Here is a 22,597-nt window from a genome sequence, read left to right on the forward strand (position 1 = left end):
CTGAAAACAGAAGGGGGCCTGATATCCCAGATTCAATTCAATGTGTCTTCGAGGTGCTTAAGAGGTGTTGAACTTGATGCAGATTCCCTAAGCCCGATCCATCAAGTCAACAGACCAAGCCAAAGACTCACCGGCATGAAACAAAACAGGCGCTTCTCCTGAGTCCAATTCTTCTAAACCGCCTGGAGGAAGAGTGAGCTGCTGGGGCACGATCTGCGTCTGACGCACCAACGCAATGGTGTCAGTGTTTAAGGGCAAACCGTAGAAGCGCGGACCAAATTCACTTGCAAAAGCCTCCAAGCGATCCAGAGCACCCTCCTGTTCGAACACAGCGGCATAGCTCTCAATGGCGTGCATGGCGTTGAAAATCCCGGCACAACCGCAAGCAGACTCTTTACCCGAGCGGAGATGGGGGGCTGAATCCGTCCCGAGGAAGAAGCAAGGAAGGCCGCTCGTCGCCGCCTTCACCAAAGCGCGACGGTGACATTCTCTCTTGACTACAGGAAGACAGTAAAAATCGCTTTTCAAGCCACCCACAAACATCGCATTGCGGTTGAGATGGAGGTGATGGGGCGTAATTGTGGCCGCCAAACGTTGGTCTCCATTGGCCACGTAATCCACAGCTTGCTCTGTGGTGATGTGCTCTAAAACAATCCGCAATCCAGGGTGACGCTCACGCAAAGGGATGAGATGGCGTTCGATAAAAACCGCCTCCCGATCAAACACATCCACGTCTGGATCGGTGACTTCTCCATGGATCAGCAAGGGCATATCGATCGCCTCCATCCTTTCCAGCAAAGGCGCAATCAAAACCAGATCGCTCACACCATCCGCTGAATTGGTTGTTGCATTGGCTGGATAGAGCTTCGCTGCTGCAAACACCCCCTCAACAAAACCTCTCTCCAACTCATTTGGATCAAGGTCATCCGTCAGATACGCAGTCATCAACGGTGTAAAAACCAAGCCCTCGCTCAGCGCGTCCTCGATCCTCTTGCGATACCTTCGAGCCGCTCCAACGGTGGTAATAGGGGGGCGAAGATTCGGCATCACAACCGCTCTTCCAAACACTCTGGCCGTTGCAAACAGCACCGCTTCCAACATGGGTCCATCTCGGAGATGGACATGCCAGTCATCCGGACGACGCATGACCAGACGATCCGCGAAGCTCATCTAAGAAGATATCTCCTGAAGCGCAGGCAATTGATTCACTGCATTCAGCAACACCTCATAGCGATTTGCGCTGACATGATTCTCAGGAAGAAGGGCTAGCAACTTAAGTTTCTCCAAACGCTTACGAGTTGCGCCTGGCAAGACCACCACATAAACCGAACGTCCCACCTCGACAGCCTCCTTAATCGCATTCTCAAGCGCTAGTGAGGCAGTCACTCCAAGGTGAGAGACTTCGCTGAGATCAAACAAAACAGCTTCACAGGCATCAATCGCGTTGTGCTCACGATTGATGGTTTTAGCAACACCAAAAATCATTGGACCGGTGAGCTGAAAGAGCAACAATCGCCCAGAAGCTCGATCGAGCAGTGCTTGTTCTACAAGCGGAAGAGTCACATCATCATCGGTCGTACTAATCGTCTTCACGCCCTTGGACTGAAGGGCCGTCATGCGTTCAATCGTTAAAACATTGGCAACAAAAACTCCAATAAAGACCGCCCAAATCAGATCAACAAGAACCGTGAGTCCAATCACTCCATAGGTGATGCATGCCGCCTTCATCGATAGATGATGAGCACGCATTAAAAAACTCCAGTCGATAATGTCAAATCCAACCTTGAGAGCAATACCTGCAAGCACAGCTAAGGGAATGCGCGAAGCCAAAGGTGCTGCCACCAAAATGACAAGCATCAAGATGATCGCTCTAACAATTCCTGAAAGAGCAGAACGGCCACCTGCCTGAATATTGACAACCGTTCCCATCGTGGCGCCGGCGCCTGGCAAGCCACCAAACAAACCAGACACCAAATTCCCCAAGCCCTGTCCTATTAATTCTTTATTAGAATTGTGTTCCGTCCTCGTCAGACTGTCTGCCACAACAGAAGTAAGCAGGGCATCAATGCAACCGAGCATGCCCAACACAGCTCCGTTCACCACCATTAATCGAAGCAAATCCGGGGTGATTGCTGAAAAGGTAGGGGGCTGAAAACTAGGGAAATCAGCTGAAAACTCTGGAATTCGGCTCAATCCCGCATTCGCAAATACTGTAAGTGAAAGGATTGTTCCCACAACAAGAGCGAGAAGTTGGGGAGGGCAAAAACGCTTCCAGTTTTCAGGGGTAAACCAAAGGATTAGCAAGGTAATCAGAGCTAATAAAAACTCCAGTGGTTGTGCGCCCGAAATCAATTGAGGAAGACTGGTTAGCGTCCCGATCACACCACCAGTTGGACTGCTCTGTCCCAAAAATGGGGCCAACTGAAGAATGACCAGAATCACACCAATGCCAGACATAAAGCCTGAAATCACGGTGTAAGGCATCATCGTGATGTATCTGCCTAATCGACACAGCCCAAACAGGATTTGGAAAAGGCCTGCGAGCATTACCACCATGAAAGCCAGAGCCAACGCTGTCGCTCGGTCTGGGATTTGGCTGGTGAAATTGAGAATCACCGCAGTGAACACCACCGTCATCGGACCAGTGGGCTCAGAGATCAGCGTGGATGTCCCGCCAAACAGTGCCGCCACCAGGCCAATAATCACAGCACCCCACAGCCCTGCTGCCGCACCAGCACCAGAAGCCACTCCAAAAGCCAGCGCCATTGGAAGTGCAACCACAGCTGCGGTTAGCCCACCAAAGGCATCACCCCGGATGTTGCGGGTGCTGATGTGATTCAGGAGCACCAGAGTCTCGTCCTTGAAGTTGAATGATGCTAAGCCTCTTCACAGAGAAGTCCGTTGAGGCTGGCAAGGAAAATGGTCTCTAAACAGCACGGAGTCGATGCCTGACTTTCTGATCTCTACCCTCGAACTCTTGGTGGGAATCGGACTCCTCTTTGGAGGTGGAGAGTTATTCGTAGAAGGTGCGGTAATTCTCGCCGTCATCCTCGGCGTCCCTCAGCTGGTGATTGGCCTGACAGTGGTTTCGCTTGGCACCAGCGCGCCAGAATTTTTTGTAAGCATCAGTTCGGTGTTGAAAGGGGCTGATGCGCTCGCCGTCAGCAACGTGGTGGGAAGCAACATTTTCAATGTGTTGGTCGTGCTCGGCTGCAGCGCCCTCGTTCTTCCCCTGAGAGTGGAAAGCCGCTTAGTGAGAAGGGATGTCCCCCTTCTGCTCGCCGTGTCGGCTGCTGCTTGGGGGATGGCATCTGCGGGACGCGTGACCTGGCAATCAGGTGTTGCTCTGTTGCTGGCTCTTGTCATCAACACCGTCTGGGAAATCCGAACCGCACGGGAGGAACCAGAGGAGATGGAGCCTGCCGAACCAGAGATCGACTTGGGAACCGCCAAACAGGGCTGGATCAAAGCAACGATTCGACTGTTGGTTGGCATCGTTGTTCTTGGCTTCGGCGCCCAACTTCTTGTTAAAGGAGCCAGCGCCGTTGCCTTAAACCTCGGTGTGAGTGAGGCAGTGATCGGACTCACGATTGTTTCGGCTGGCACCTCCATGCCTGAGTTAATTACCTCGCTGGTCGCCGCATTGCGAGGGAGAACCGATCTCGCCATCGGCAACGTTGTGGGTAGCTGTCTCTTAAATCTTCTTCTCGTCCTTGCTGGGGGTGCCTTGGCGGCAGGAGCAAGAGGTCTGAATGTCACGCCGGATTTAATCCATGACGACATGCCTGTGATGATTCTGACCAGCCTGGCTTGCCTGCCAATCTTCTGGACCAAAGGTCGAATCAGCAGACTTGAGGGTGGCTTGCTGGTGGCTTTATACGTTCTGTACATCACTGACAACGTTCTTCCCCGCACTGGGCTGTCGTCTTGGTCAGACGAATTCCGTCTCATCATGGTTTGCGTTGTGCTGCCAGCCGTTGTTGTGCTCATCACGGTGCAAGCAGCTCGCTACTGGAGACAGCTCAAACGAAAGGGCGCATAAAGCACAACAAGGACTTCTAGTTCTCTTGCTTAATGGAGGGATCAGGCCATCGTCACAAACTCCTCTGAAACCGTGGGGTGCAAGGCCATCGTGCGATCGAAATCGGCCTTGGTCGCCCCCATCCCCACGGCGATAGCAGCCATCTGGATAATTTCTGCCGCATGCTCGCCAACCATGTGACATCCGAGCACCTTCCCGCTGCTCACCTCCAAGACCAGCTTCAACAAGCAACGGGGACCGTGTTTAGGCAAAGCCTGAGCCATGGAGCGAAAACGCGCGCGATGAACCACAACCTGATCCGCACCGAGCTTGGCGATCGCCTCCTCCTCCGATAAGCCAACTGTGGCTAGCTCCGGCTGACTGAACACAGCACTTGCCACCAAGTTGTGATTCACCTGCCGAGGAGTCCTTCCAAAAACACTATCTGCAAAGGCACGCCCCTCATCCACGGCGACGGGGGTCAAGCAAATGCGATCCGTCACGTCTCCGACCGCAAAAACATGGGGAAGATTGGTGACTTGATCGGCATCAACTGGGATCCGATGCCCCTCGACCGCCACGCCAGCAGCTTCGAGACCCAGGCCTGAAAGAAATGGTTGACGCCCCGTCGCCAACAGGACCCCGCCACAGGGCAGACGATCCCCGCTCTTGGTCACGACAGTTAAATCGTTTGATTGACCCTCAATCGCAGCAAGGCCTTGTCCAAAGCGCAGGTCGATGCCCTTGTCCTGCATACCCTCCTGCACCACTCCTGAAAGTTCGCGATCAAACCCTCGCAAAAGCTGTTCGCCACGCACCAATTGGGTCACCCCAACACCAAGGCCTCGCAGGATGCCAGCAAATTCACAAGCAATGAATCCAGCTCCCACAACCACAACTTGGTCCGGAAAACGCTCCTGCAAAAACATGTCATCGCTGACCCAAGCAAGCTCAGCCCCTGGAACATTCGGCCGAAAAGGGCGCCCACCCACTGAAATCATCACCCGCTTGGCCTGCAGCACCTGATCGATCTCGCCCTCGCGCGCCCTGGACACACCAATGCGATGAGGGTCAAGAAAACGCCCCCAACCTGTGATCAGCTCCACACCAGCTTTGGCTAAAAACTCGATGTGAAGTGCATTTAAGCGATCCACCTCATGCCGAACATTGCGCAAAAGCACAGACGTATCAAACGTTGCCCCCTCAACACTCACGCCATAACTGGACGCACCCTCGAGTTGTTCTGAAAGAAGAGAGCCGTACACAAGCAGCTTTTTCGGCACGCAACCACGAATCACGCAGGTACCGCCCACGCGATCTCCCTCCACAATCGCCACCTTGGCTCCATAACGGACAGCACGTTTGGCTGCAGCCAAACCTCCAGACCCAGCACCCAGGACCACAAGATCAAAGCTTTGTTCCATGGAGTTCACTGTTTTCTCACATCTTGCCCGCAGCCTTCGGTACACGAACACACCAACAAGCAGAGCCAAGTCAGCTCAGGAGTGATCAGCAAGTCAATTCACAACACAATCTCGGCATAGTGGATGAATGCAGCATTGAGATCTGCCCTCTGCATCTTCCTGAATACGCCCGAATACCAGATCACACCAAAGGGTTCAAGCTTTTTGAGGTGGCCGTTGCTGAACTGCAACCCACACAGATGTGTGTGGGGATGGCTGAGGTATGGAACCGGCAACGCGATTTCCGTGAGGAAAGTCCCGAAGAACGACGTCGGTATCTCAATCGCAAGCCAGTTCCTTTGGTACGTAATCAGCTTGGACAGCTTTGGATGGTGGATCGTCATCACCGCCTCCGAGCCTTGTTCGAAATGGTTCCAACGATCACGACGTATGGCTATGTGATCGACGAGCTAACGAGTAACACCAGGGAGGAGGCGCTCCAAGCCCTACACAACAAGGGGTGGCTCTACCTTCACGACGGCAGAGGCAATGGCCCATGGCCAGCGAAAGACCTTCCCGCCACATTGCTTGGCCTCCAGGATGATCCTTACCGCAGCCTGGTTTGGAAACTGAAGCAGGAGGGAGTGATCAAGCCACAGCCCTTAATTCCTTATCACGAGTTCCGTTGGGGGCTCTGGTTGCGAACTCGGCCCATGCCTCCGTTCAGCTCAAAACATTTGGATCCAGCTCTGCCTGCAGCGCGCAGACTGGCTCGCTCATCAGCTGCATCCCACCTAGCCGGATGGAAAGGCGTTGATGCCTAACGCCGACGGCGAGAGTCAATTTGCAACAGATCCTTCACCCTTTGAACCTGACTAGCGAGTTGAGGGTCTGTCGCCAACTTCTTTTCCACTTGTTCAATGGCATAAATCACAGTGGTGTGATCCTTACCTCCAAAGGTGTCGCCGATTCTCGGCAAGCTCAAATCTGTGCCTTTCCGCATCAAGAACATCCCCACCTGACGCGCCTGACTCACCGCCCGACGCCGGCTGCTGCTTCGCATATCATCCGCCGTGACGTCGAACACCTCAGAGACCTTTTCAATCACTTGCTGCGGTGTGACGTCAACACCCTGGCCGCTGGGATCGAGCATCGGCGCCACCGATTCAACGGTCATTGGGATTCCTGTGATCGAGGAAAACGCAACAGCCCGAGTAAGCGCTCCCTCTAGCTCGCGAATGTTGGAGGTGAAGCGGCCAGAAATGTATTGGATTAGATCCCGAGGGAGAGCAACGCGTTCTTGCTCAGCTTTTTTCTGAAGAATCGCCATTCGAGTTTCCAGATCAGGGGCCTGGATATCCGCGATTAATCCCATCGAGAAGCGAGAGATTAAGCGCTCCTGAAGCCGAGGGATTTGGCTGGGTGGCCTATCACTCGCTATCACGATCTGTCGCCCTGCATCGTGCAAAGCGTTGAAGGTATGAAAAAACTCTTCCTGGGTGTATTCCTTCCCTTCGATGAATTGAATGTCATCAATCAAGATGAGATCCGCAGCCCGATAACGGTCTCTAAAAGCCTGCATGCCGTCCTTACGAATGGCAGTGATCAGATCATTGGTAAACGTTTCAGTCGACACATAAAACACGCGCGCTTCAGGATCAATCTCCAGGCGGTAGTGCCCGATCGCCTGCATGAGATGGGTTTTCCCTAGGCCCACTCCTCCACAGATGAAAAGCGGATTGAATTCACGACCTGGGGCCTCGGCTACTGCCAAAGCAGCCGCATGCGCCATCCGGCTATTAGGTCCCACCACAAAACGATTGAACACATAGCGCATGTTCAAGCCGGGGAGCCGCCGAGGAGCACTGCTCGACGGGGCAGCCAATGCAGCCCCCGTTGAGGCCAACGCCTGCTGGCTGGAAGGCGACACCCGCACCTCGGGAGCCGACCCAGCCGCCGGCTCTTCATCGTCTTGAGCGAGCACGATCACCTCGATCGGATGACCAGTGATCTCCTGCGCCACTTCAGCAATGGTGCTGACGTAGTTCTTGCGCAGCCAATTGCTGGCGAATCGATTGGGAGCCTGCAGGGTGAGCCTTCGATCCTGGAAGGAGCTACACCGCGCAGGACGAATCCACGTTTCAAAGGTGGGCTTGCTGAGGTTGCTCTGAAGAGCGTGCTGCACCTTGTTCCAGAGCTCACTGCCCGTCAGCACCACATCTCACCTTCTGCGAATGCCGAATCTACGCGCCTTATGCCAAGTAACCCGTCTTTAATGAGACCAGTTTCAACACGTTTCCGTGCATGGCAGCTGCCGTTTCACGCAACCTGGCACGATCCCTGCCCTGGATCGGGATCGGATTAGTCAGCTTGACCATGGGAGGGTGTGGAGCGTCTTTGAGGCAACGTCTTGGTTTAGAGCCAGAAGCAAAGGCACCCGCAACCCTGCCCGAAGTGAGTGATGGGCCTCGTTCGGCCCCTCTGCAACCCGGCCGCAACGTCATCGTTCAAGCCGTTGAAAGGGTTGGTCCGTCGGTCGTACGCATCGACACCGTGAAACGAGTATCAAATCCACTGGGCAACCTGTTTGGAAGTGGGCCAACCACCCAAAAACAAGCCGGTCAAGGTTCAGGATTCATTACACGCTCTGACGGCCTGATCTTCACGAACGCGCACGTGGTGGAAGGCGCAGACAAAGTGGCCATTACCTTGCCCGACGGTCGCAGCTTCAGTGGACGCGTTCTTGGCGGCGACCCTTTGACGGATGTAGCCGTGGTGCGAGTGGTCGCTGAAAAGTTACCCGTCGCACCCCTTGGAAACTCAAACGACTTGAAACCCGGTGAATGGGCCATTGCGATCGGCAATCCGCTTGGGCTCAATAACACGGTCACCGCCGGCATCATCAGCGCTGTGGATCGAACCAATGCCGTAGGTGAAGGTCAGCGTGTCCCCTACATCCAAACCGACGCTGCTGTGAATCCAGGAAACAGCGGTGGTCCCCTCATTAACGCCGCCGGTCAAGTGATCGGCATCAACACAGCGATTCGCCAGGCACCTGGCGCAGGACTGAGTTTTGCCATCCCGATCAACTTGGCCAAGCGCATTGCCCAACAAATCATCAGCACTGGTCAGGCCTCCCACCCCTTTATTGGCGTACGACTGCAGAGCCTGACGCCCCAGTTGGCCAAGGAAATCAACGCTACGAGCAAGCTTTGCACCGTGCCCGAGCTCAACGGCGTGCTCGTGATTGAAGTGGTGGAGGACAGCCCCGCAGACAAGGCTGGTATTCAGCCTTGTGACTTGATCCGCAACGTGAATGGCTCCGCCGTCAACGACCCCTCTGAAGTGCAGCTGACCGTTGACCGAGGACAGGTGGGTCAGGTGATGCCGCTGATTGTGGAACGAGCTGGAGAACAGCAAACCCTGGATGTCATACCAGAGGAGCTACCACGCCAAAGATGAGTGAATCACCCATCCCAACACTCGTTGTGATGGCTCGCTGGCCAGCTAGCGGTCGCTGCAAGAGTCGCCTGGCCGTCGACATCGGAAGCGAGCAGGCGGCCATCATTCAGCAACGCCTCACCGCCCATACCTTTGCTGTTGCTGAAGCACTCAACGAGCAGGGTGACGTGGAAGTACAGGTGGCGATAAGCGGAGTGACTCTGCGCTCAGCCCAACGTTCGCTGATCGCCTTACCGCCCTGCACCCTCGTGGATCAGGGGCGGGGATCGCTTGGGGCTCGCATGCTCCGCCAGATTCATCGTGCGCGCTTGAGGCAGCGCAACATGCCTGTGATCGTGATCGGAACCGATCTTGCCGATCTTTGCCAAAACGATCTGCGCCACGCGATCCAAAGCCTGCAACACCAACCCTTGGTGCTTGGCCCCTCCTCAGACGGTGGGTATTGGTTATTGGGGCTGGGTCCTTCCTTAACGCAGAATCAGCTCGATGCACTGTTTGATGCCGTGCCATGGGGAAGCAACAAGGTCTTTGACATCACTTGCGCTCGCGCTCGCGTGCTGGGGCTCACCCCCCATCAGCTCAGCAGGAAAAACGACATTGATTGTCTTGCTGATCTCCGTTCATGGCAGCGATGAGCGCTGACACCCCCATGCTCAGCGTGGTGATTCCCTGCCTGAATGAGGCGGAGCGTCTTCCGCTTCTCCTCGCCGACCTGCAGCGCTGGCCTCTCCCGATCGAGATCACGGTTGTGGATGGTGGCAGCAACGATCACAGCCATCGCATCAGCGCTCTCGCTGGTGGTCGCTTCATCACGAAGCAACCACCTGGGCGGGGTAGGCAACTTGCTGCAGGTGCCCAGCACTCCATCCAGCAAACCCAAGGCGAATGGCTTCTTTTTCTCCATGCCGATAGCCGTCTGCAAAGCCACTGGGGAAGCAGCGTGCTGCGTCGGATTCAGCATCCTGATGCGCAACGATTCGCATGGTTTTTTGACTTGCGCATTCAGCCCAGCACTCCAGCCCGACGTCTGTTGGAAGGGGTGATCGCTCTTCGTAGCCGCTGGTGCCAACAACCCTACGGAGATCAGGGACTCCTGCTCCATCGGTCCCTCTATGAGCGCAGTGGTGGCTATGCACCCTTGCCATTAATGGAGGATCTCGACCTCGTGCAACGACTCGGGCAACTCACACGCCTTCATGCCCTTGGCCTGGCGATCACCACCGATGGCCGTCGCTGGCAGCGGGGGGGCGTGCTGCGCCGCAGCCTTGAGAACGCCAGATTGCGACATCGCTGGCGATGTGGGGAATCTCCAGCACGCTTGGCAGCGGACTACTACGGAAAGCCCTTTTCAACAATTCAATTGGAATACCAAAAGCCACAACGATGACCATTGGGCTCTAAGTCCCAGCCAAGACGGTCATAAAAGGGCAGCACCCCGGGATCGGCGAAGAGCGTGGCGCGCTCTGTTCCCATCTCTTTCAGAGCATCGAGGATGTAATCCATCAACTGACGCCCAAGCCCAGCGCCTTGATACAGGGGGTGAACGGCCACATCCCAAATCGTGGCTTCAAGAACTCCATCTCCAGTGCAGCGTGCAAAACCCACCAAGCGTGGAATGCGTGGGTCATGGCGCCATAACCCCACTCTGAGCAAGCTGTTGTCGAGGGCCTTACGAACGCGCCGAACCGGCCTGCGACTCCAGCCCACAGCCTCTAAAAGCTGTTCCAGCTCAACTAAATCCATCGGACGAGACTGGCTAATCACCAGGATGAGCTGGGTATTAGATGTTTCACAGATCCGAGCCTCTTTCCCATAGGAATGAACCAAAATCTGTGGGGTGAGAGAGGAAGTGCTAGTCACCCTGTCCTGCGACGATGCCTTAATCCTGACGCACCGATGACCTCTGATCTGCTGCTGATCGCCGTACACGGTTGGATGCTCAGCCGAAAGGTCTGGGCACCGTTTGAACAAAGCTGGACCCGCTTAGCCCCCTCCATTCCTTTGTGGTGTCCTGATTTACCAGGATTTGGACTGGAGTCTCGCCCCACCCAGCTTCGACCAACCTTGGCGTCCTACGGGAAGTGGCTTGCCGAGCACATTCACGCTCAAGCCAAGGGTCGCCAAGTGGTGTTGATGGGGCACTCCCTGGGAGGAAGCATCGCCCTACATGCAGAAGATTGTCTGCGTCGACAGTGGGATCAGCCGCTCTCGGGCCTTGTGATGTTGGCGGCCGGAGGTGGGATCTACCAACCCAGACCGTTTCGACGACTCAGGTTTGGGGGGCAATTGATTCTGAAACTGCGTCCTACACCACTTCCAGGGCCCATCGGAAAGTTGGGGCCATTTCAAGCTGAACAGCGTGCAGCACTTGGGCTTCTGGTGAACAGCACGACCCGAGGGGCTGTCAAACAGATACCAAACCTGGTGGCAGGTTTGAAGGCAGAAAACCTATGGATTAGCGGTGAACAGGACCGCGTGATGGAACCCGGCTATGTGCAACACCTTGCCGAATACAGCGACAAACACTGCCTGAAAGAACTCCCACAGTGCGGACATCTGGCCATGCAGAGCCATCCCGACCTATTGGCACAAACCATCCAGAATTGGCTCATCGATCAAAGCCTGGCGAGTCCTCGTTCCTGAAGATCGGCAAGTTCGGCGTACAAGCCGCCACTGGCACGCAACTGAAGATGGGTGCCCTCCTCGATCAGTCTCCCTCGGCGAAGCACCAAAATCCGATCAGCAGCCTCAACAGTGGCTAGACGGTGGGCAATCACCACTGCGGTGCGGCGGTTGAGGAGACGATCTAAGTCCCGCTGCAATGTGGCTTCCGTGGAAGGGTCCATAAATGCAGTGGCTTCATCCATCACCAGGACCGTTGGATTTCGAATCGCCACCCTGGCCACGGCAAGCAGCTGCCTTTCCCCAGAGCTGAGATTCCCTCCCCGCTCTCTCAATTCCGTGTCCAAGCCTTCGGGCAGTCGACCTAACAGGGGATCAAGGCCGAGATCACGGCAAACCTCCTGCAGTTTCTGGTCATCGAGGGGCCGATCCAAACGCAAGTTGTCAGCCACTGTTCCACTGAAGAGAAAGGTGTCTTGAAGCACCACGCCCAGCTGTCGTCGCAGCTCTTGCAAAGGCAAGCTGCGGATGTCTTGGCCATCAAGGAGGATTCGTCCCCGCTGGGGCTCATACAACCGACAAAGCAGCCGAATCACCGTGGTCTTGCCAGATCCGGTGGGTCCCACAAGTGCAACATGCTCACCAGGTGCGATCCGAAAACTGAGATCGCGAAGAATCGGTTCATCTTTTCGGTAGGCAAAGTCCACCTCGTCAAAGATCACTTCACCTCGGGGTTGTGAAGATGAAGCGTTCTGGAGAACCGTCGAACCAACCGTGGAACCAAGCGTGGCTCCATGGTCAACAATCTCGAGAGGTTCCTCCAGAAGCTCTCCGATCCGTTCCACGGCGGTGAGTCCTCCCTGGATCTGCGTAAACCGCTCAGCCATTTGGCGCAGAGGGTCAAACAGGCGCTGTGAGTAGAGGATGAAGGTTGTGAGCGTTCCAAGTCCCATCGCTCCTGCCATCACCATCCAGCCACCGAGAGCAAGAACCAGGGCAACGGCGCCTAAAGACACCCACTCCAAAAAGGCAGAGATACTGCTGTCAAAAAAGATCGTGCCGTTCACTGCACTTCGATACGCCAAACCGGTTCTCTGAAACCGATCTCCATTGACGGTTTCACGGCGAAACATCTGAACAACCTCAAGGCCCTGGAGGTTCTCCTGAAAATCAGCATTGAGTTGAGAAAGCTCCTCTCTCACTCGATAGTTGGCTTTGCGATAGCGCCTCTGAAGCCAAATAATCACAAGGGTTACCGGCACTTGAGTCACCAGCAACAACAAACCCAAACGCCACTCGATCAACAGCATCGAAACTGCAATGACCAGCAGGCTGACGAGATCACCGAGCACACCAACGGCACCGCTTCCAAACACCTCAGCCAGTGCATCCACATCGCTAGTGAGGCGAGTCAGGAGCTTGCCCACGGGCATGCGGTCATGAAACCGCAGAGACAAATTGATCGCGTGGGCAAACAAATCCTTGCGGATTCGAGCGGTGAGCCGCTGGCCGACGGCTTGAATATTGAACGACTGGACCCCCTGAAGAGCCAAGCGCACCAGAACCGATCCCAACAACATCAGGATGATCAGTCGGATCGCAACCGTGCTGTCGAGACCCTGAAAGAGAGGAATCACCGATTCGTTGGCGGCCCCGCCGACACGCCGCAGAACAGCAATCGCCTGCCCGACCAGCAGCGGTTGAATCGCGCCGGCAAGAGCAACAGGAATGAGCAGCACCAACGTGAGCGTGAGTCGTCGTCGATCTCGACCCAAGTAACGGCCAAGCCGCTTGACCCGCTGAAAATCCGAACCAGCCATCAGCTGGCCACCTTGGACGCTGGTGTTGTGGACCGCATCGCTTCAACGATCTGGCGCAGATCGCCTTGATCAAGGCGCAGTGACAGCGGGTGACCCACCAGACGAGCCGTGGTGTGGAACAGATCTTCGATCGCAACTAAACCGTTATCGCGGAGCGTCCTGCCCGTAGCCACCAAATCAACAATCGCCTCAGCGATCCCGGTGATCGGACCAAGCTCCACCGAACCAGTGAGGTGGACAAGTTCCACAGGCAAATCGATGGCATCGAAGTGGTCGCGCGCACACCGGGTGAACTTGCTTGCCACTCGGCAATGGGGAGGAAGATCCGTCGCCCGTTGATATCCGCTGCTGGCCTTCACAGCCACTGCCATACGGCACCCACCAAAGCCCAGGTCCACCAACTGCGCGACAGGCATCCGGTGCTCCCGCAAAACGTCGTAACCAACCACTCCAAGCTGCGCTTGCCCATACGCCACGTAGACGGGAACATCGCCGTTCCTCACGAGCAAAGCTCTGGCTCGTCCACACGCTGATGGAACCATCAGTTGCCTGTTATCGGGGTCGAGAACTGCAGAAAAGTCAAGCCCGGCCGCCGCAAAGCGGGCTACTGAATCTTTCAGAAGCGCTCCCTTGGCTAGGGCAACAGTGATCATGGAATCAAGCGTTGAGCAGAACTTTAACGATGGCGATGGCCTCCACGATTGATGGCATCCACCCAGTTGCTGTCCTCAACGACAACATCATCTGGGTTTGGGTGCATGGCGATCAGGCCATCGTCATCGATCCTGCCGTCGCTGAACCCATCATCGACTGGCTGGAGAGGCGTGGACTGCAGCTCGTTGCAGTGCTTCAGACCCATCACCATTCCGACCATATCGGCGGCACCCCTGGACTTCTTCAACGTTGGTCATCCGCTGAAGTCGTGGCCGCTGCAGACGACCAAGAGCGCATCCCATTTCAAACGCTGTCCGTCCGCGACGGCGACGAAATTGAGCTTCTCGGCAGACCCGTGAGGGTTCTGGATGTGCGTGCCCATACACGAGCTCACATTGCTTACTGGTTGCCACAGGGAGCGGCCTCAAGCTCTCTCACCAGTGTGTTGTTCTGCGGCGACACCATGTTCAGCGGCGGATGTGGACGACTTTTTGAGGGAACACCTGCAGACATGCACCGCGCCCTGCAAAGGCTGGGATCACTGCCGCCAGAGACCCTGGTTTGCTGCGCTCACGAATACACCGAGGGAAATCTTCGCTGGGCCGCGCAACAGGTGCCTGACGACGCCCTCATCACAAACCGACTGCAGGAGGTTCAGGCAAAACGGCGGTCAGGTTCCCTGACCCTTCCCAGCAGCATTGCCGAGGAGTGGCGCTCCAATTTGTTTTTACGGGCTACCAGCTCCGAACAATTGGGCCGTCTGCGTCAACACAAAGATCACTGGAAAGGCTGATCACATCAATTCAAGACTTGAAGCGATAGGCATTGAGGATGGAGCAGAACCTCACTGTTTTGCTGCAAAGAAAGCCTGCAGCGCAATCCCCTCTCATGGTCTTCAGCAAGAGGCCTGATCAGACGCAACTGCTGATCTCCGATCTGAATGCGATAGAGCCAGGAGCGACCCAAAAATTCCCGCCCCATCACATAGGCATCACCTGCAGGATCGGGTTCCAAATCGATCAATGCTGGATCAACTAACACTGTGGCGTCATCTGGAAGCACCATCGACCGCTGCCCTTCTGGAATCTCCAGATCACCAAGCAAACATCGCAACAACGACGTCGATCCGTCCCTCCAAATAGGGAGCACATTGCGTTGAAGCACAAACCGCCCCACAAAGGGCGTTGCCGGGACCTCCACGAGCTCACGGGGCGTAGCGCATTGATGAAGCTGACCGTCGCGCAGGATTGCAACCCGCCCGCAGATGGCAAGAGCCTCCTCCGGGTCGTGGGTCACCAGCAAACCGCTGGCCCCACAAGCACTAAGCACTCCGGGTAGCTCACTGCGCAACCGCAAACGCACTTCAACATCAAGATTGGAGAAGGGTTCGTCCAACAACAAAACAGAAGGTGCCGGCGCGAGAGCCCTTGCGAGAGCCAAACGCTGTCGTTGCCCCCCCGACAATTCATGCGGGTAGCGTCCCTTCAGTTCTGTCAGTCCCAAAAGTTCGAGCAGCCAAGACGCGCGGCTGGTGTCCTGTCCGCGACGAAGTCCAAAGCATGTGTTCTCCCAAGCGTTGAGATGGGGAAAGAGGGCATAGTCCTGAAAGACCATGCCCACGCCGCGGCGCTCAGGAGCAAGGCGCAAGCTCGACGACGCGACGTCATTGCCATGCAGTCGAACAACGCCCTGGCTGGGATGTTCAAAACCAGCAATTAAGCGCAAAAGCGTGGTTTTTCCGCAGCCGGATGGCCCAAGCAAACCCACAAGCTCGCCCGTCTTCAGCTGAAGATTGATGTCTTTCAAAGTCCAAGCTTCATCTGGGCCGCCGTAGCGGTGCCAGAGACCATCAAGCTCAACCGGCCACGACTCCATCAACACGGAACGCGAAAATGATGTTTCATTCTGAGCCGTGACCATGTCATCCACCCCACTTAAGGCTGTGATCACCCAAGAGGCACCAGCTCCGGTGGGGCCATACAACCAGGCTGTGATCGCCGGTGGTTGGCTGTATTGCTCCGGACAAATTCCGCTTGATCCTGCGACTGGAACGATGGTGGGGGAAGGAAATGTGGAGGCTGAGACCCGACAAGTGCTGCGCAACTTAAAGGCTGTTCTCCAAGAGGCTGGCACCGACCCCTCAAAAGTCGTGCGCACCACCGTGTTCCTCGTGGATCTCGGTGACTTTCAAGCCGTGAATGCCATCTATGCCGAGATGTTTGGTGAGGGAGTTAGCCCTGCCAGAGCTTGCGTTCAGGTTGCAGCCTTGCCCAAAGGTTCAAAGGTAGAAATTGATTGCATTGCCTGGCTCAACTAAGGATGGAATGGGTCCCCCTCCAGAGGGGGGGCCCGCGGTTTCTTAGGTTGAGACGATGCTGAGAGAACCTATGGCCCAAGCCAAGCTGACCATTGGCGAACTCGAAGCGGGCTACCCCCTGTACTGCAAAGCGTTACGCAGACTTCTCAAAGAAGGTCGAAGCATCAAGGACATTGAACGAACCGTGTGCTGGGGACACCTGGAAACATTGAATCGCTGCCTTCCAGGTCGCTACAAAGCACCGTCCTATTTGCTTGCATTAATTAAGAGAGATCTGGATCAACCCAAGCACTTATGACTTAAGGAGAATGCAAATTCTTTGTCAAAGGCTGAGAAGGATCGCGACCTTCAATCTCACCCTGAAACACACGACTCGCCAAGACATCTTCAGCTTCGATGGTGGTCAGATCATCACGACTGAGAGATTGATCGAGGCGCGAAAATAATCGATTCGCTTGACGGAGTCTCAGACGATCAAGAGCATTTCGAATCGAACGAGCATTCGCAAAAAATGGTAGCTTTCGCCTCCTCTTGATGTAACGACAGAAGGCGTCATGCGCTGAGTCACTGAAGTGGTAGTCCTGCTGATTCAGCAGGAGAAGAGCAATCGCCAAGAGTTCCTCTTCGCTGTAATCAGGAAAATCAATATGATGAGCAACACGTGAGGAAAGGCCGGGATTGGATTGATAGAAACTGGCCATTCGATCCTTATAGCCAGCAAATATCACCACAAAATCTGATCGTTGATGCTCCATATCTTGCAAGAGTATTTCAATCGCTTCGGCACCATAATCACGTTCATTATCAGATTTATAGAGATAATAGGCTTCATCAATGAATAGAACGCCACCCAAAGCACGCTTAATCATCTCACGCGTTTTGGGCGCAGTATGCCCAACATATTGACCCACTAGATCATCACGAGTCACGGTGACAACATGCCCCTTTCGCAAATAGCCAAGCCGATGAAGAATTTGCGAAATTCGTTTGGCAACTGTGGTCTTCCCCGTGCCTGGCCTGCCGGTAAACGACATATGCAAACCGGGAGCAGTGCTTTGCAAATCCAACTGTTGGCGAGCTCGATCCACCAACAGCAAAGCCGCAATTTCACGAATGCGCGTCTTCACTGGCAGCAAGCCAATTAACTCCTGGTCAAGCTGCTCAAGAACCTCCCCAACCCCTGAATCGGCATAAGCAGCCGCCAGGTCAACAGAAGAGGGCATCAATCTCTGAAGCGAAGCAACGATCATCATCGCTGAGCTGACTGTCATTGCCTTCAGCTTCTGGACGAAGAGTGATATTCACATAGGTTTTACCAAAACTAATATCAGGAAATCTCTGTTTCGCTTCGCTGAAATCCCCAAGCCGATCAAGGAAGTCACGCGTAGCGCTGTAGCTTTCAAACTCAAATCGTCGCTCAAGACAAACTGGCCTTTTGCGCTCATGCCATTGGTCCATAAAACCATCCTCTCATCACCTACAAACCTAGTAGAGAGCGGTCCGATAACCTAACAAATAAATCTTAAAGCTCAACTTACATCTGACAGGAAAATTAAAAATCAATCATCTCAACCAAAAGAGGATTGAAGTCAAAAACCCAGATCATCATCGGCTTGATAACAGCAAAACAGATGCGTATGTTCCAGCGAGGCTAAATTTTTCAGTAAAAAGCAAAAGGAGACTCAAAGACTTAAAAAAAGAATCTCCTTCATTCAGAAGATGTTCAAAACAGGCTATTTTCTACAGCAAGGATTAGAGAAGAGCTCCTCGCTGACATCCCATCAACCGCTCAGACCATGATTCAGCATAAGCACGATTGGCTTGTTGCTGATCAGCATCTGTCGTATCAAGGGGATGAGGCATGGTGCCTGAGATCGCACCATTCGTGACACAAAACATCGATTTTTGAAAACTGATGCAGATCTGAACATGAACATCATGCATGCCCCTGCCATGCGACATGTACCAATCACTGAGCTCTTCTGGAAGATTTCGGTACATATCTTGCATGCACAAACTTGGAGGAATTCCCGCTCCCATACTCGGGATTGGATCTGCATACAGAGCTCCATACTTAAAATCGCCGATATCAGCTGAAATTTGTCGCGCCTGAGCGTTGTAAGACACGGTTCCCAGGAAGGGCATTCCCCTAAAAAAGACAGCCTCCACGTAGGGCACAGCCACATCAACCAGAAATGTCAGTCCAGCCTCTGGTGGTAAAACCCATACGTCTTCGTTTCCAACCGTGACTTTGTAAGTCATCGGATTTCCAGCAGCAGCAACTAAACCATCTCTGATGTGATGAACAGCATCATTAACAGACTCAATTTCACCGTTGCGATATCGGCGAGAAAGGTCAAGGAACAGGTCGCTCATCACCCGCCAAAACAGACCAAGGGCATAAATGGTGGCCATCGATCGGATCGCCTCAGGAGCAAAACCTGGATAAAGCCGATGCACCAATGCCAACAAGGGATCCCTGCGACTACGCAACGCAATGATCTTCTGACAGGTCTCCAGAAAAGGCTCTGAATCGAAATAAGCATCCATTCCGCCAGTGCCATGCCAAAACATTGCCTTTTGGCAATATTCGGCATACTCAAAGTTGATACGATCGCCACGAAGGTGCTGCCATAAGCGCTCAAAACTGAACCCCTCGTGAAAGAATCGCATCACTGGAAATGGATTCAGTAGTTGGGTTTCACCCTGATTCACCAAGTTGCGGCTATAAGCATCAAGAACGATCCCGTAGCTATCGAGAACATTGACAATCTGCAGAAGATGATCAGGCGTATCGGCCAATAAAGGTTGATCAGAAAGCAAACGACGAATCAGCTCTTCACGATCAGGGAGGGTTGGAATCGTTGGGACATCAGTGATCTCGGTAGCAGTCATGAAAGTCCTCCTGTGATGGGTAAGAGCGCTAATTCGCTGAGACCGGTTGTGGCCGCCTGACTCATCCCGACCAAAAGATCCGGAGCAAGACCCAGGAGCAGCACAATGAAGGAAAGTGCAATCGCCGGAAGCTGCTCATGGAGCGGCACTACGGAAAGAATGATGGGATTAGAGACTTGGCCTGCAGCAATGGCCAAGCGTCCAAAGAAGGCTCGGTTCACCAGCAACAAGAAATACACAGCGGTCAAACCTGACCCCACCATGCAAAGCAAAGTGGCAATGGGAAAGGGCTGAAGGCTTCCCCTGAAGACGAGAAATTCAGAGATAAAACCTGCCATACCCGGGATTCCGGCACTTGCCATCACACCCACAATCATCAGGGTTCCGGTGAGGGGTAAGCCGCGCTGAGGATTAAGGAGTCCGCGTAAAACATTCAGATCTCTTGTGCCTGTTCGTTCATAGACAACACCTACAGCGAGGAAAAGGATCGCTGAAATCAAACCGTGACTCACCATTTGGAATAGTGCACCGATCAAACCAAGTGGCGTTGCAGCGGCAGCAGCGAGCAAGACATATCCCATATGCCCAACAGAGCTGTAAGCCACCATCCGCTTCATGTCCGATTGAGCAATTGCAGCTAAGGAGCCATACAGGACAGAAATCGCTGCCCAGAGAGCCAACCATGGGGCCGCAACCTCCCATGCCTCAGGAAAGAGACCAAGACAAAATCGCAATAACCCATAGGTCCCAAGCTTGAGGAGAACCCCTGCCAAAAGAACCGACACTGGAGTCGAGGCTTCCGTATGAGCATCAGGAAGCCAGGTGTGAAACGGAAAGAGAGGGATCTTGATCCCAAAGCCGATCAATAGTGCCCCCATCAGCAACAGCTGTGAGGTGAGACCCATCTCTCCCGACAAGATCGGGCGAATACCAAAATCAACGCTTCCTGTGACAAGCGCAATCCCGAGGAATGCACCCAGAATCAAAACTCCAGACACTGCGGTAACAATCAGGAATTTGGTGGAGGCATAGGCTCTATTGGCACCACCCCAGATCGCAATCAAGAGCCAAAGCGGGATGAGTTCAAGCTCATAGAACAGGAAAAAGAGCAAAAGATTTTGAGCCAAAAAGGCTCCATTCACCGCTCCGCTGATGATTAACAAAAGCGCGAAATAAATTCTTGGTCGATTCTCGATCTTTCGCGATGCCACTGCTGCAACGAGACAGAGCACAGCATTCATCAAAACAAGCGGAAGAGAGATGCCATCGACCGCTAGGGAATAGTCAAGTCCAACACTGGGAAGCCAAGGCAAATGTTCCTGAAGCTGCAAGGCAGGGTTGCTCGGATCAAACCAAAAGAGCACCGCGAAACTTGCAATGCATTGAACCGAAAGAATCACCAGGGTGAGGCGTCTGAGTTGAGCTGGAGTCGATCCCTCAGGCCAAAGGGACAATAAAAGAGCCCCTAAGAAAGGAATGATCAGTAGCAGAGTGAGAATCATCATTAATTCAGTTCAGCCACCAGCTCAGGGATGACAAAAGCAACACGATGGCCGCGATAACGGTTAACAAATAGCTTTGACTTCGACCACTAATGCTCAACTTCAGGCCTTCAGCACTCTGAAGTGAGAATCGAGCAAGTCCATGGAGTAATCCATCCACAACATTTCGATCAAAGCTATAAGCAAGCTTCGAGAATAAGGCCACTACATTAACGATCGTCAAGCGATAAAACCTTTCTGTATAGAAATCATTTTCAAGAAGGTCCTGGAACCAGCGCAGCACGGGATTGAGAGATCGAGACCAGGCTTTATTGAGGGGGATCAAAGCTCCTACCAACAAACCGATCAGTCCGCTCCCCACTACGACACCAGCAGCCCACAGAGGGAACGCAAGCAAACCATCCAGAGACTCCAGACGAATCAACAAGAGCGGAGTTAAGACAACGATGACGGCAAGAGACACCATCGGGAAGGCCATCTGCCAGTTCACCTCTGCAGCTCGACGCGTCTTTGTCAAAGAGCGACCAAGAAAAACCTGGCGGTAAATCCTGGTGAGGTTTAGGGCCGTTAGCGCATTGGTGAGAAGGAAAACTGGTACAAAAATCACTGACCGAGCTCCCACCAGCTCAACGGCCTGCGCCAGGCAAAGGAATCCCCCTAGGGGGAGAAGGCCCACAAGCCCAGCACTCCCCACCAAATAAGAACCAGTGGTGGCAGGCATTCTCCCACCAAGGCCACCAAGCTCAGTGATGTCCTGACAATTAGTGGAAGCGATCACGCCACCCACACTCATCGAAAGCAGTGCCTTCGAGACCGCGTGGGCGAACAGGAGTAGCAGGGCCAGTACGGGCACCTGCAAAGAAATAGCGATAAAAACAAGCCCTAGATAGGCCGTTGTCGAATACGACAGCGTGCGTTTGATATCCACCTGCGCGATCGAAACCAGTGACCCGCCAATCGCACTAATCGTTCCAATCACCTGGAGAACAACGAGCGTGACGGGCGCGTTCTGCAGCAGAGGCATCACCTTGAGCAAAACAAGGGCACCACAGGTCACAACCACAGAGTTACGAAGAATCGAGGCTGGATTAGGACCTTCCATGGCTTCATCAAGCCAGAGATGCATCGGGAATTGGGCGCACTTACCTGTAGGTCCAGCAATCAGTCCTAAACCGAGCAATGTCGCCGCCAGTGGACTGATTGTTTCTGTGGCAGACCAGGCATAAAGGTCGTCAAAGCTGGTCACACCCGACCACGTTGCTAGGGCAACCATTCCCATCAAGAGCATCACATCACCAACGCGCTTGGTGAGGAATGCATCCCTTGCCGCAGTTACCACGAGAGGTTGGGCGTACCAAAAACCCACCAAGAGATAGGTCGAAAGCGTGAGCATTTCCAGCAGGAAATAGCTCTGAAACAAGGAGTCGCTCAAAACAACCCCCGACATCGCCCCCTCGAAGAAGCCAAGCAATGCGAAGAACCTGGCTAAGGCCCACTCCTTATCGAGATAACCAAGGGAATACAACTGAGAGAAAAAACTCAAACCCGTGATCAGCTCAAGAGCAGACACATTGGTGAGAGAGAGGCTGAAGCTGATCTCAAGATTGAGATCAGCCACATTCAGCCAAGGGAACGTCAGAAGGGTTGGTCCACCTGCCATGACATCGCGGAGCACAAGGCTTCCATGGATGAAAGCAAGCAATGTGAGCAGGATGTTGAGATAGGCCGCAGGACGATGAGAATCTCGCCGGAAGACACCCAGTGCCCAAGGCAATGAAATCAACATCCCGGAGAACCCGTAGAGCGGGATCAACCAGGCGGTTTGCAGAGGCAGCGTTGCAGCTGAGATCAAGAGAAACGGGGCGTTTGCGCCGTTGAGAGGAATGTTGGGCCGGAAATCT

General features: G+C 54.1%; 22 protein-coding genes. 9 read left to right on the plus strand and 13 right to left on the minus strand.

All coding sequences use genetic code 11. The features are described 5' to 3' along the window. Window positions 1-87: 87 nt before the first annotated feature. Together pyrC and SynPROS91_RS07845 are read right to left on the minus strand one after the other, a co-directional pair. Window positions 88-1,170, minus strand: coding sequence for a dihydroorotase (gene pyrC / locus SynPROS91_RS07840; RefSeq protein ID WP_186515928.1), 1,083 nt, complete (start codon window positions 1,168-1,170; stop codon window positions 88-90). Continuing rightward, complete coding sequence (locus SynPROS91_RS07845) at window positions 1,171-2,847, minus strand: SulP family inorganic anion transporter (protein ID WP_186515929.1); 1,677 nt, start codon at window positions 2,845-2,847, stop codon at window positions 1,171-1,173. Between the two features lie 97 nt (window positions 2,848-2,944). On the opposite strand from SynPROS91_RS07845, the gene SynPROS91_RS07850 reads away from it, so the two are divergent. After that, complete coding sequence (locus SynPROS91_RS07850) at window positions 2,945-4,042, plus strand: calcium/sodium antiporter (RefSeq protein WP_186515930.1); 1,098 nt, start codon at window positions 2,945-2,947, stop codon at window positions 4,040-4,042. A 41-nt stretch (window positions 4,043-4,083) separates the two neighbouring features. Here SynPROS91_RS07850 and gorA read toward each other — a convergent pair whose 3' ends face one another. Next, window positions 4,084-5,445 carry a glutathione-disulfide reductase gene (gene gorA / locus SynPROS91_RS07855; RefSeq protein WP_186515931.1) on the minus strand — a complete coding sequence of 454 codons (1,362 nt, stop codon included), beginning with the start codon at window positions 5,443-5,445 and terminating at the stop codon, window positions 4,084-4,086. Between the two features lie 134 nt (window positions 5,446-5,579). Between gorA and SynPROS91_RS07860 the strand changes: the two genes are divergently transcribed. Further along, window positions 5,580-6,248 (plus strand): ParB-like protein, encoded by a 669-nt coding sequence (locus SynPROS91_RS07860; protein ID WP_370586801.1) that lies wholly within the window; start codon window positions 5,580-5,582, stop codon window positions 6,246-6,248. Here SynPROS91_RS07860 and dnaA read toward each other — a convergent pair. Continuing rightward, a complete protein-coding gene (dnaA, locus tag SynPROS91_RS07865; RefSeq protein ID WP_186515932.1) occupies window positions 6,245-7,642 on the minus strand; it encodes a chromosomal replication initiator protein DnaA in 1,398 nt (465 codons plus the stop codon). The two genes, SynPROS91_RS07860 and dnaA, sit on opposite strands and share 4 nt — an antisense overlap. A gap of 86 nt (window positions 7,643-7,728) precedes the next feature. Here dnaA and SynPROS91_RS07870 point away from each other — a divergent pair, with 86 nt between their 5' ends. Genes SynPROS91_RS07870 through SynPROS91_RS07880 form a run of 3 tightly spaced genes read left to right on the plus strand, consistent with a single transcriptional unit; the run spans window position 7,729 to window position 10,273 of the window. After that, window positions 7,729-8,886, plus strand: coding sequence for a trypsin-like peptidase domain-containing protein (locus tag SynPROS91_RS07870; RefSeq protein WP_186515933.1), 1,158 nt, complete (start codon window positions 7,729-7,731; stop codon window positions 8,884-8,886). Beyond that, window positions 8,883-9,521, plus strand: coding sequence for a TIGR04282 family arsenosugar biosynthesis glycosyltransferase (locus tag SynPROS91_RS07875; protein ID WP_186515934.1), 639 nt, complete (start codon window positions 8,883-8,885; stop codon window positions 9,519-9,521). The genes SynPROS91_RS07870 and SynPROS91_RS07875 overlap by 4 nt, the downstream gene beginning before the upstream one ends. Continuing rightward, window positions 9,518-10,273: a TIGR04283 family arsenosugar biosynthesis glycosyltransferase gene (locus SynPROS91_RS07880; protein WP_186515935.1), complete on the plus strand. Its 756-nt coding sequence runs from the start codon at window positions 9,518-9,520 to the stop codon at window positions 10,271-10,273. Before SynPROS91_RS07875 ends, SynPROS91_RS07880 begins: the two co-directional genes overlap by 4 nt. On the opposite strand, the gene SynPROS91_RS07885 is transcribed toward SynPROS91_RS07880, so the two are convergent. Next, on the minus strand, window positions 10,243-10,746 hold the full coding sequence (locus SynPROS91_RS07885) for a GNAT family N-acetyltransferase (protein WP_186515936.1): 504 nt from the start codon (window positions 10,744-10,746) through the stop codon (window positions 10,243-10,245). The genes SynPROS91_RS07880 and SynPROS91_RS07885 overlap by 31 nt on opposite strands. 36 nt (window positions 10,747-10,782) lie before the next feature. Here SynPROS91_RS07885 and SynPROS91_RS07890 point away from each other — a divergent pair, with 36 nt between their 5' ends. Beyond that, complete coding sequence (locus SynPROS91_RS07890) at window positions 10,783-11,529, plus strand: alpha/beta fold hydrolase (protein ID WP_186515937.1); 747 nt, start codon at window positions 10,783-10,785, stop codon at window positions 11,527-11,529. On the opposite strand, the gene SynPROS91_RS07895 is transcribed toward SynPROS91_RS07890, so the two are convergent. Both SynPROS91_RS07895 and hisG read right to left on the minus strand, forming a co-directional pair. Beyond that, entirely contained in the window at window positions 11,502-13,328 is a 1,827-nt protein-coding gene (locus SynPROS91_RS07895) for an ABC transporter ATP-binding protein (protein WP_186515938.1), read from the minus strand. The two genes, SynPROS91_RS07890 and SynPROS91_RS07895, sit on opposite strands and share 28 nt — an antisense overlap. Further along, window positions 13,328-13,981, minus strand: a complete 654-nt coding sequence (gene hisG / locus SynPROS91_RS07900) for an ATP phosphoribosyltransferase (protein ID WP_186515939.1) — start codon at window positions 13,979-13,981, stop codon at window positions 13,328-13,330. The genes SynPROS91_RS07895 and hisG overlap by 1 nt, the downstream gene beginning before the upstream one ends. 29 nt (window positions 13,982-14,010) lie before the next feature. Here hisG and gloB point away from each other — a divergent pair, with 29 nt between their 5' ends. Then, window positions 14,011-14,775 (plus strand): hydroxyacylglutathione hydrolase, encoded by a 765-nt coding sequence (gloB, locus tag SynPROS91_RS07905; protein WP_186515940.1) that lies wholly within the window; start codon window positions 14,011-14,013, stop codon window positions 14,773-14,775. Between the two features lie 5 nt (window positions 14,776-14,780). On the opposite strand, the gene SynPROS91_RS07910 is transcribed toward gloB, so the two are convergent. Further along, window positions 14,781-15,902, minus strand: a complete 1,122-nt coding sequence (locus SynPROS91_RS07910) for an ABC transporter ATP-binding protein (RefSeq protein WP_186515941.1) — start codon at window positions 15,900-15,902, stop codon at window positions 14,781-14,783. Here SynPROS91_RS07910 and SynPROS91_RS07915 point away from each other — a divergent pair. Together SynPROS91_RS07915 and SynPROS91_RS07920 are read left to right on the plus strand one after the other, a co-directional pair. Further along, window positions 15,901-16,299 (plus strand): RidA family protein, encoded by a 399-nt coding sequence (locus tag SynPROS91_RS07915; RefSeq protein ID WP_186515942.1) that lies wholly within the window; start codon window positions 15,901-15,903, stop codon window positions 16,297-16,299. The genes SynPROS91_RS07910 and SynPROS91_RS07915 overlap by 2 nt on opposite strands. A gap of 70 nt (window positions 16,300-16,369) precedes the next feature. Further along, window positions 16,370-16,597: a DUF3136 domain-containing protein gene (locus SynPROS91_RS07920; protein ID WP_186519629.1), complete on the plus strand. Its 228-nt coding sequence runs from the start codon at window positions 16,370-16,372 to the stop codon at window positions 16,595-16,597. A 1-nt stretch (window position 16,598) separates the two neighbouring features. Here the strand turns inward: SynPROS91_RS07920 and cbbX are convergent, their stop codons facing one another. The 5 genes from cbbX to SynPROS91_RS07945 form a co-directional block, all read right to left on the minus strand. Further along, complete coding sequence (gene cbbX / locus SynPROS91_RS07925) at window positions 16,599-17,522, minus strand: CbbX protein (RefSeq protein WP_186515943.1); 924 nt, start codon at window positions 17,520-17,522, stop codon at window positions 16,599-16,601. After that, entirely contained in the window at window positions 17,506-17,757 is a 252-nt protein-coding gene (locus SynPROS91_RS07930; RefSeq protein WP_186515944.1) for a 4a-hydroxytetrahydrobiopterin dehydratase, read from the minus strand. The genes cbbX and SynPROS91_RS07930 overlap by 17 nt, the downstream gene beginning before the upstream one ends. Window positions 17,758-18,051: 294 nt before the next feature. Then, window positions 18,052-19,194: a CO2 hydration protein gene (locus tag SynPROS91_RS07935; RefSeq protein WP_186515945.1), complete on the minus strand. Its 1,143-nt coding sequence runs from the start codon at window positions 19,192-19,194 to the stop codon at window positions 18,052-18,054. Continuing rightward, entirely contained in the window at window positions 19,191-20,696 is a 1,506-nt protein-coding gene (locus tag SynPROS91_RS07940) for an NADH-quinone oxidoreductase subunit M (RefSeq protein ID WP_186519631.1), read from the minus strand. Before SynPROS91_RS07940 ends, SynPROS91_RS07935 begins: the two co-directional genes overlap by 4 nt. A gap of 7 nt (window positions 20,697-20,703) precedes the next feature. After that, window positions 20,704-22,548, minus strand: a complete 1,845-nt coding sequence (locus tag SynPROS91_RS07945; protein ID WP_186515946.1) for an NAD(P)H-quinone oxidoreductase subunit F — start codon at window positions 22,546-22,548, stop codon at window positions 20,704-20,706. Window positions 22,549-22,597: the final 49 nt, after the last annotated feature.

This window comes from Synechococcus sp. PROS-9-1, from assembly GCF_014279775.1.
GTDB lineage: Bacteria > Cyanobacteriota > Cyanobacteriia > PCC-6307 > Cyanobiaceae > Synechococcus_C.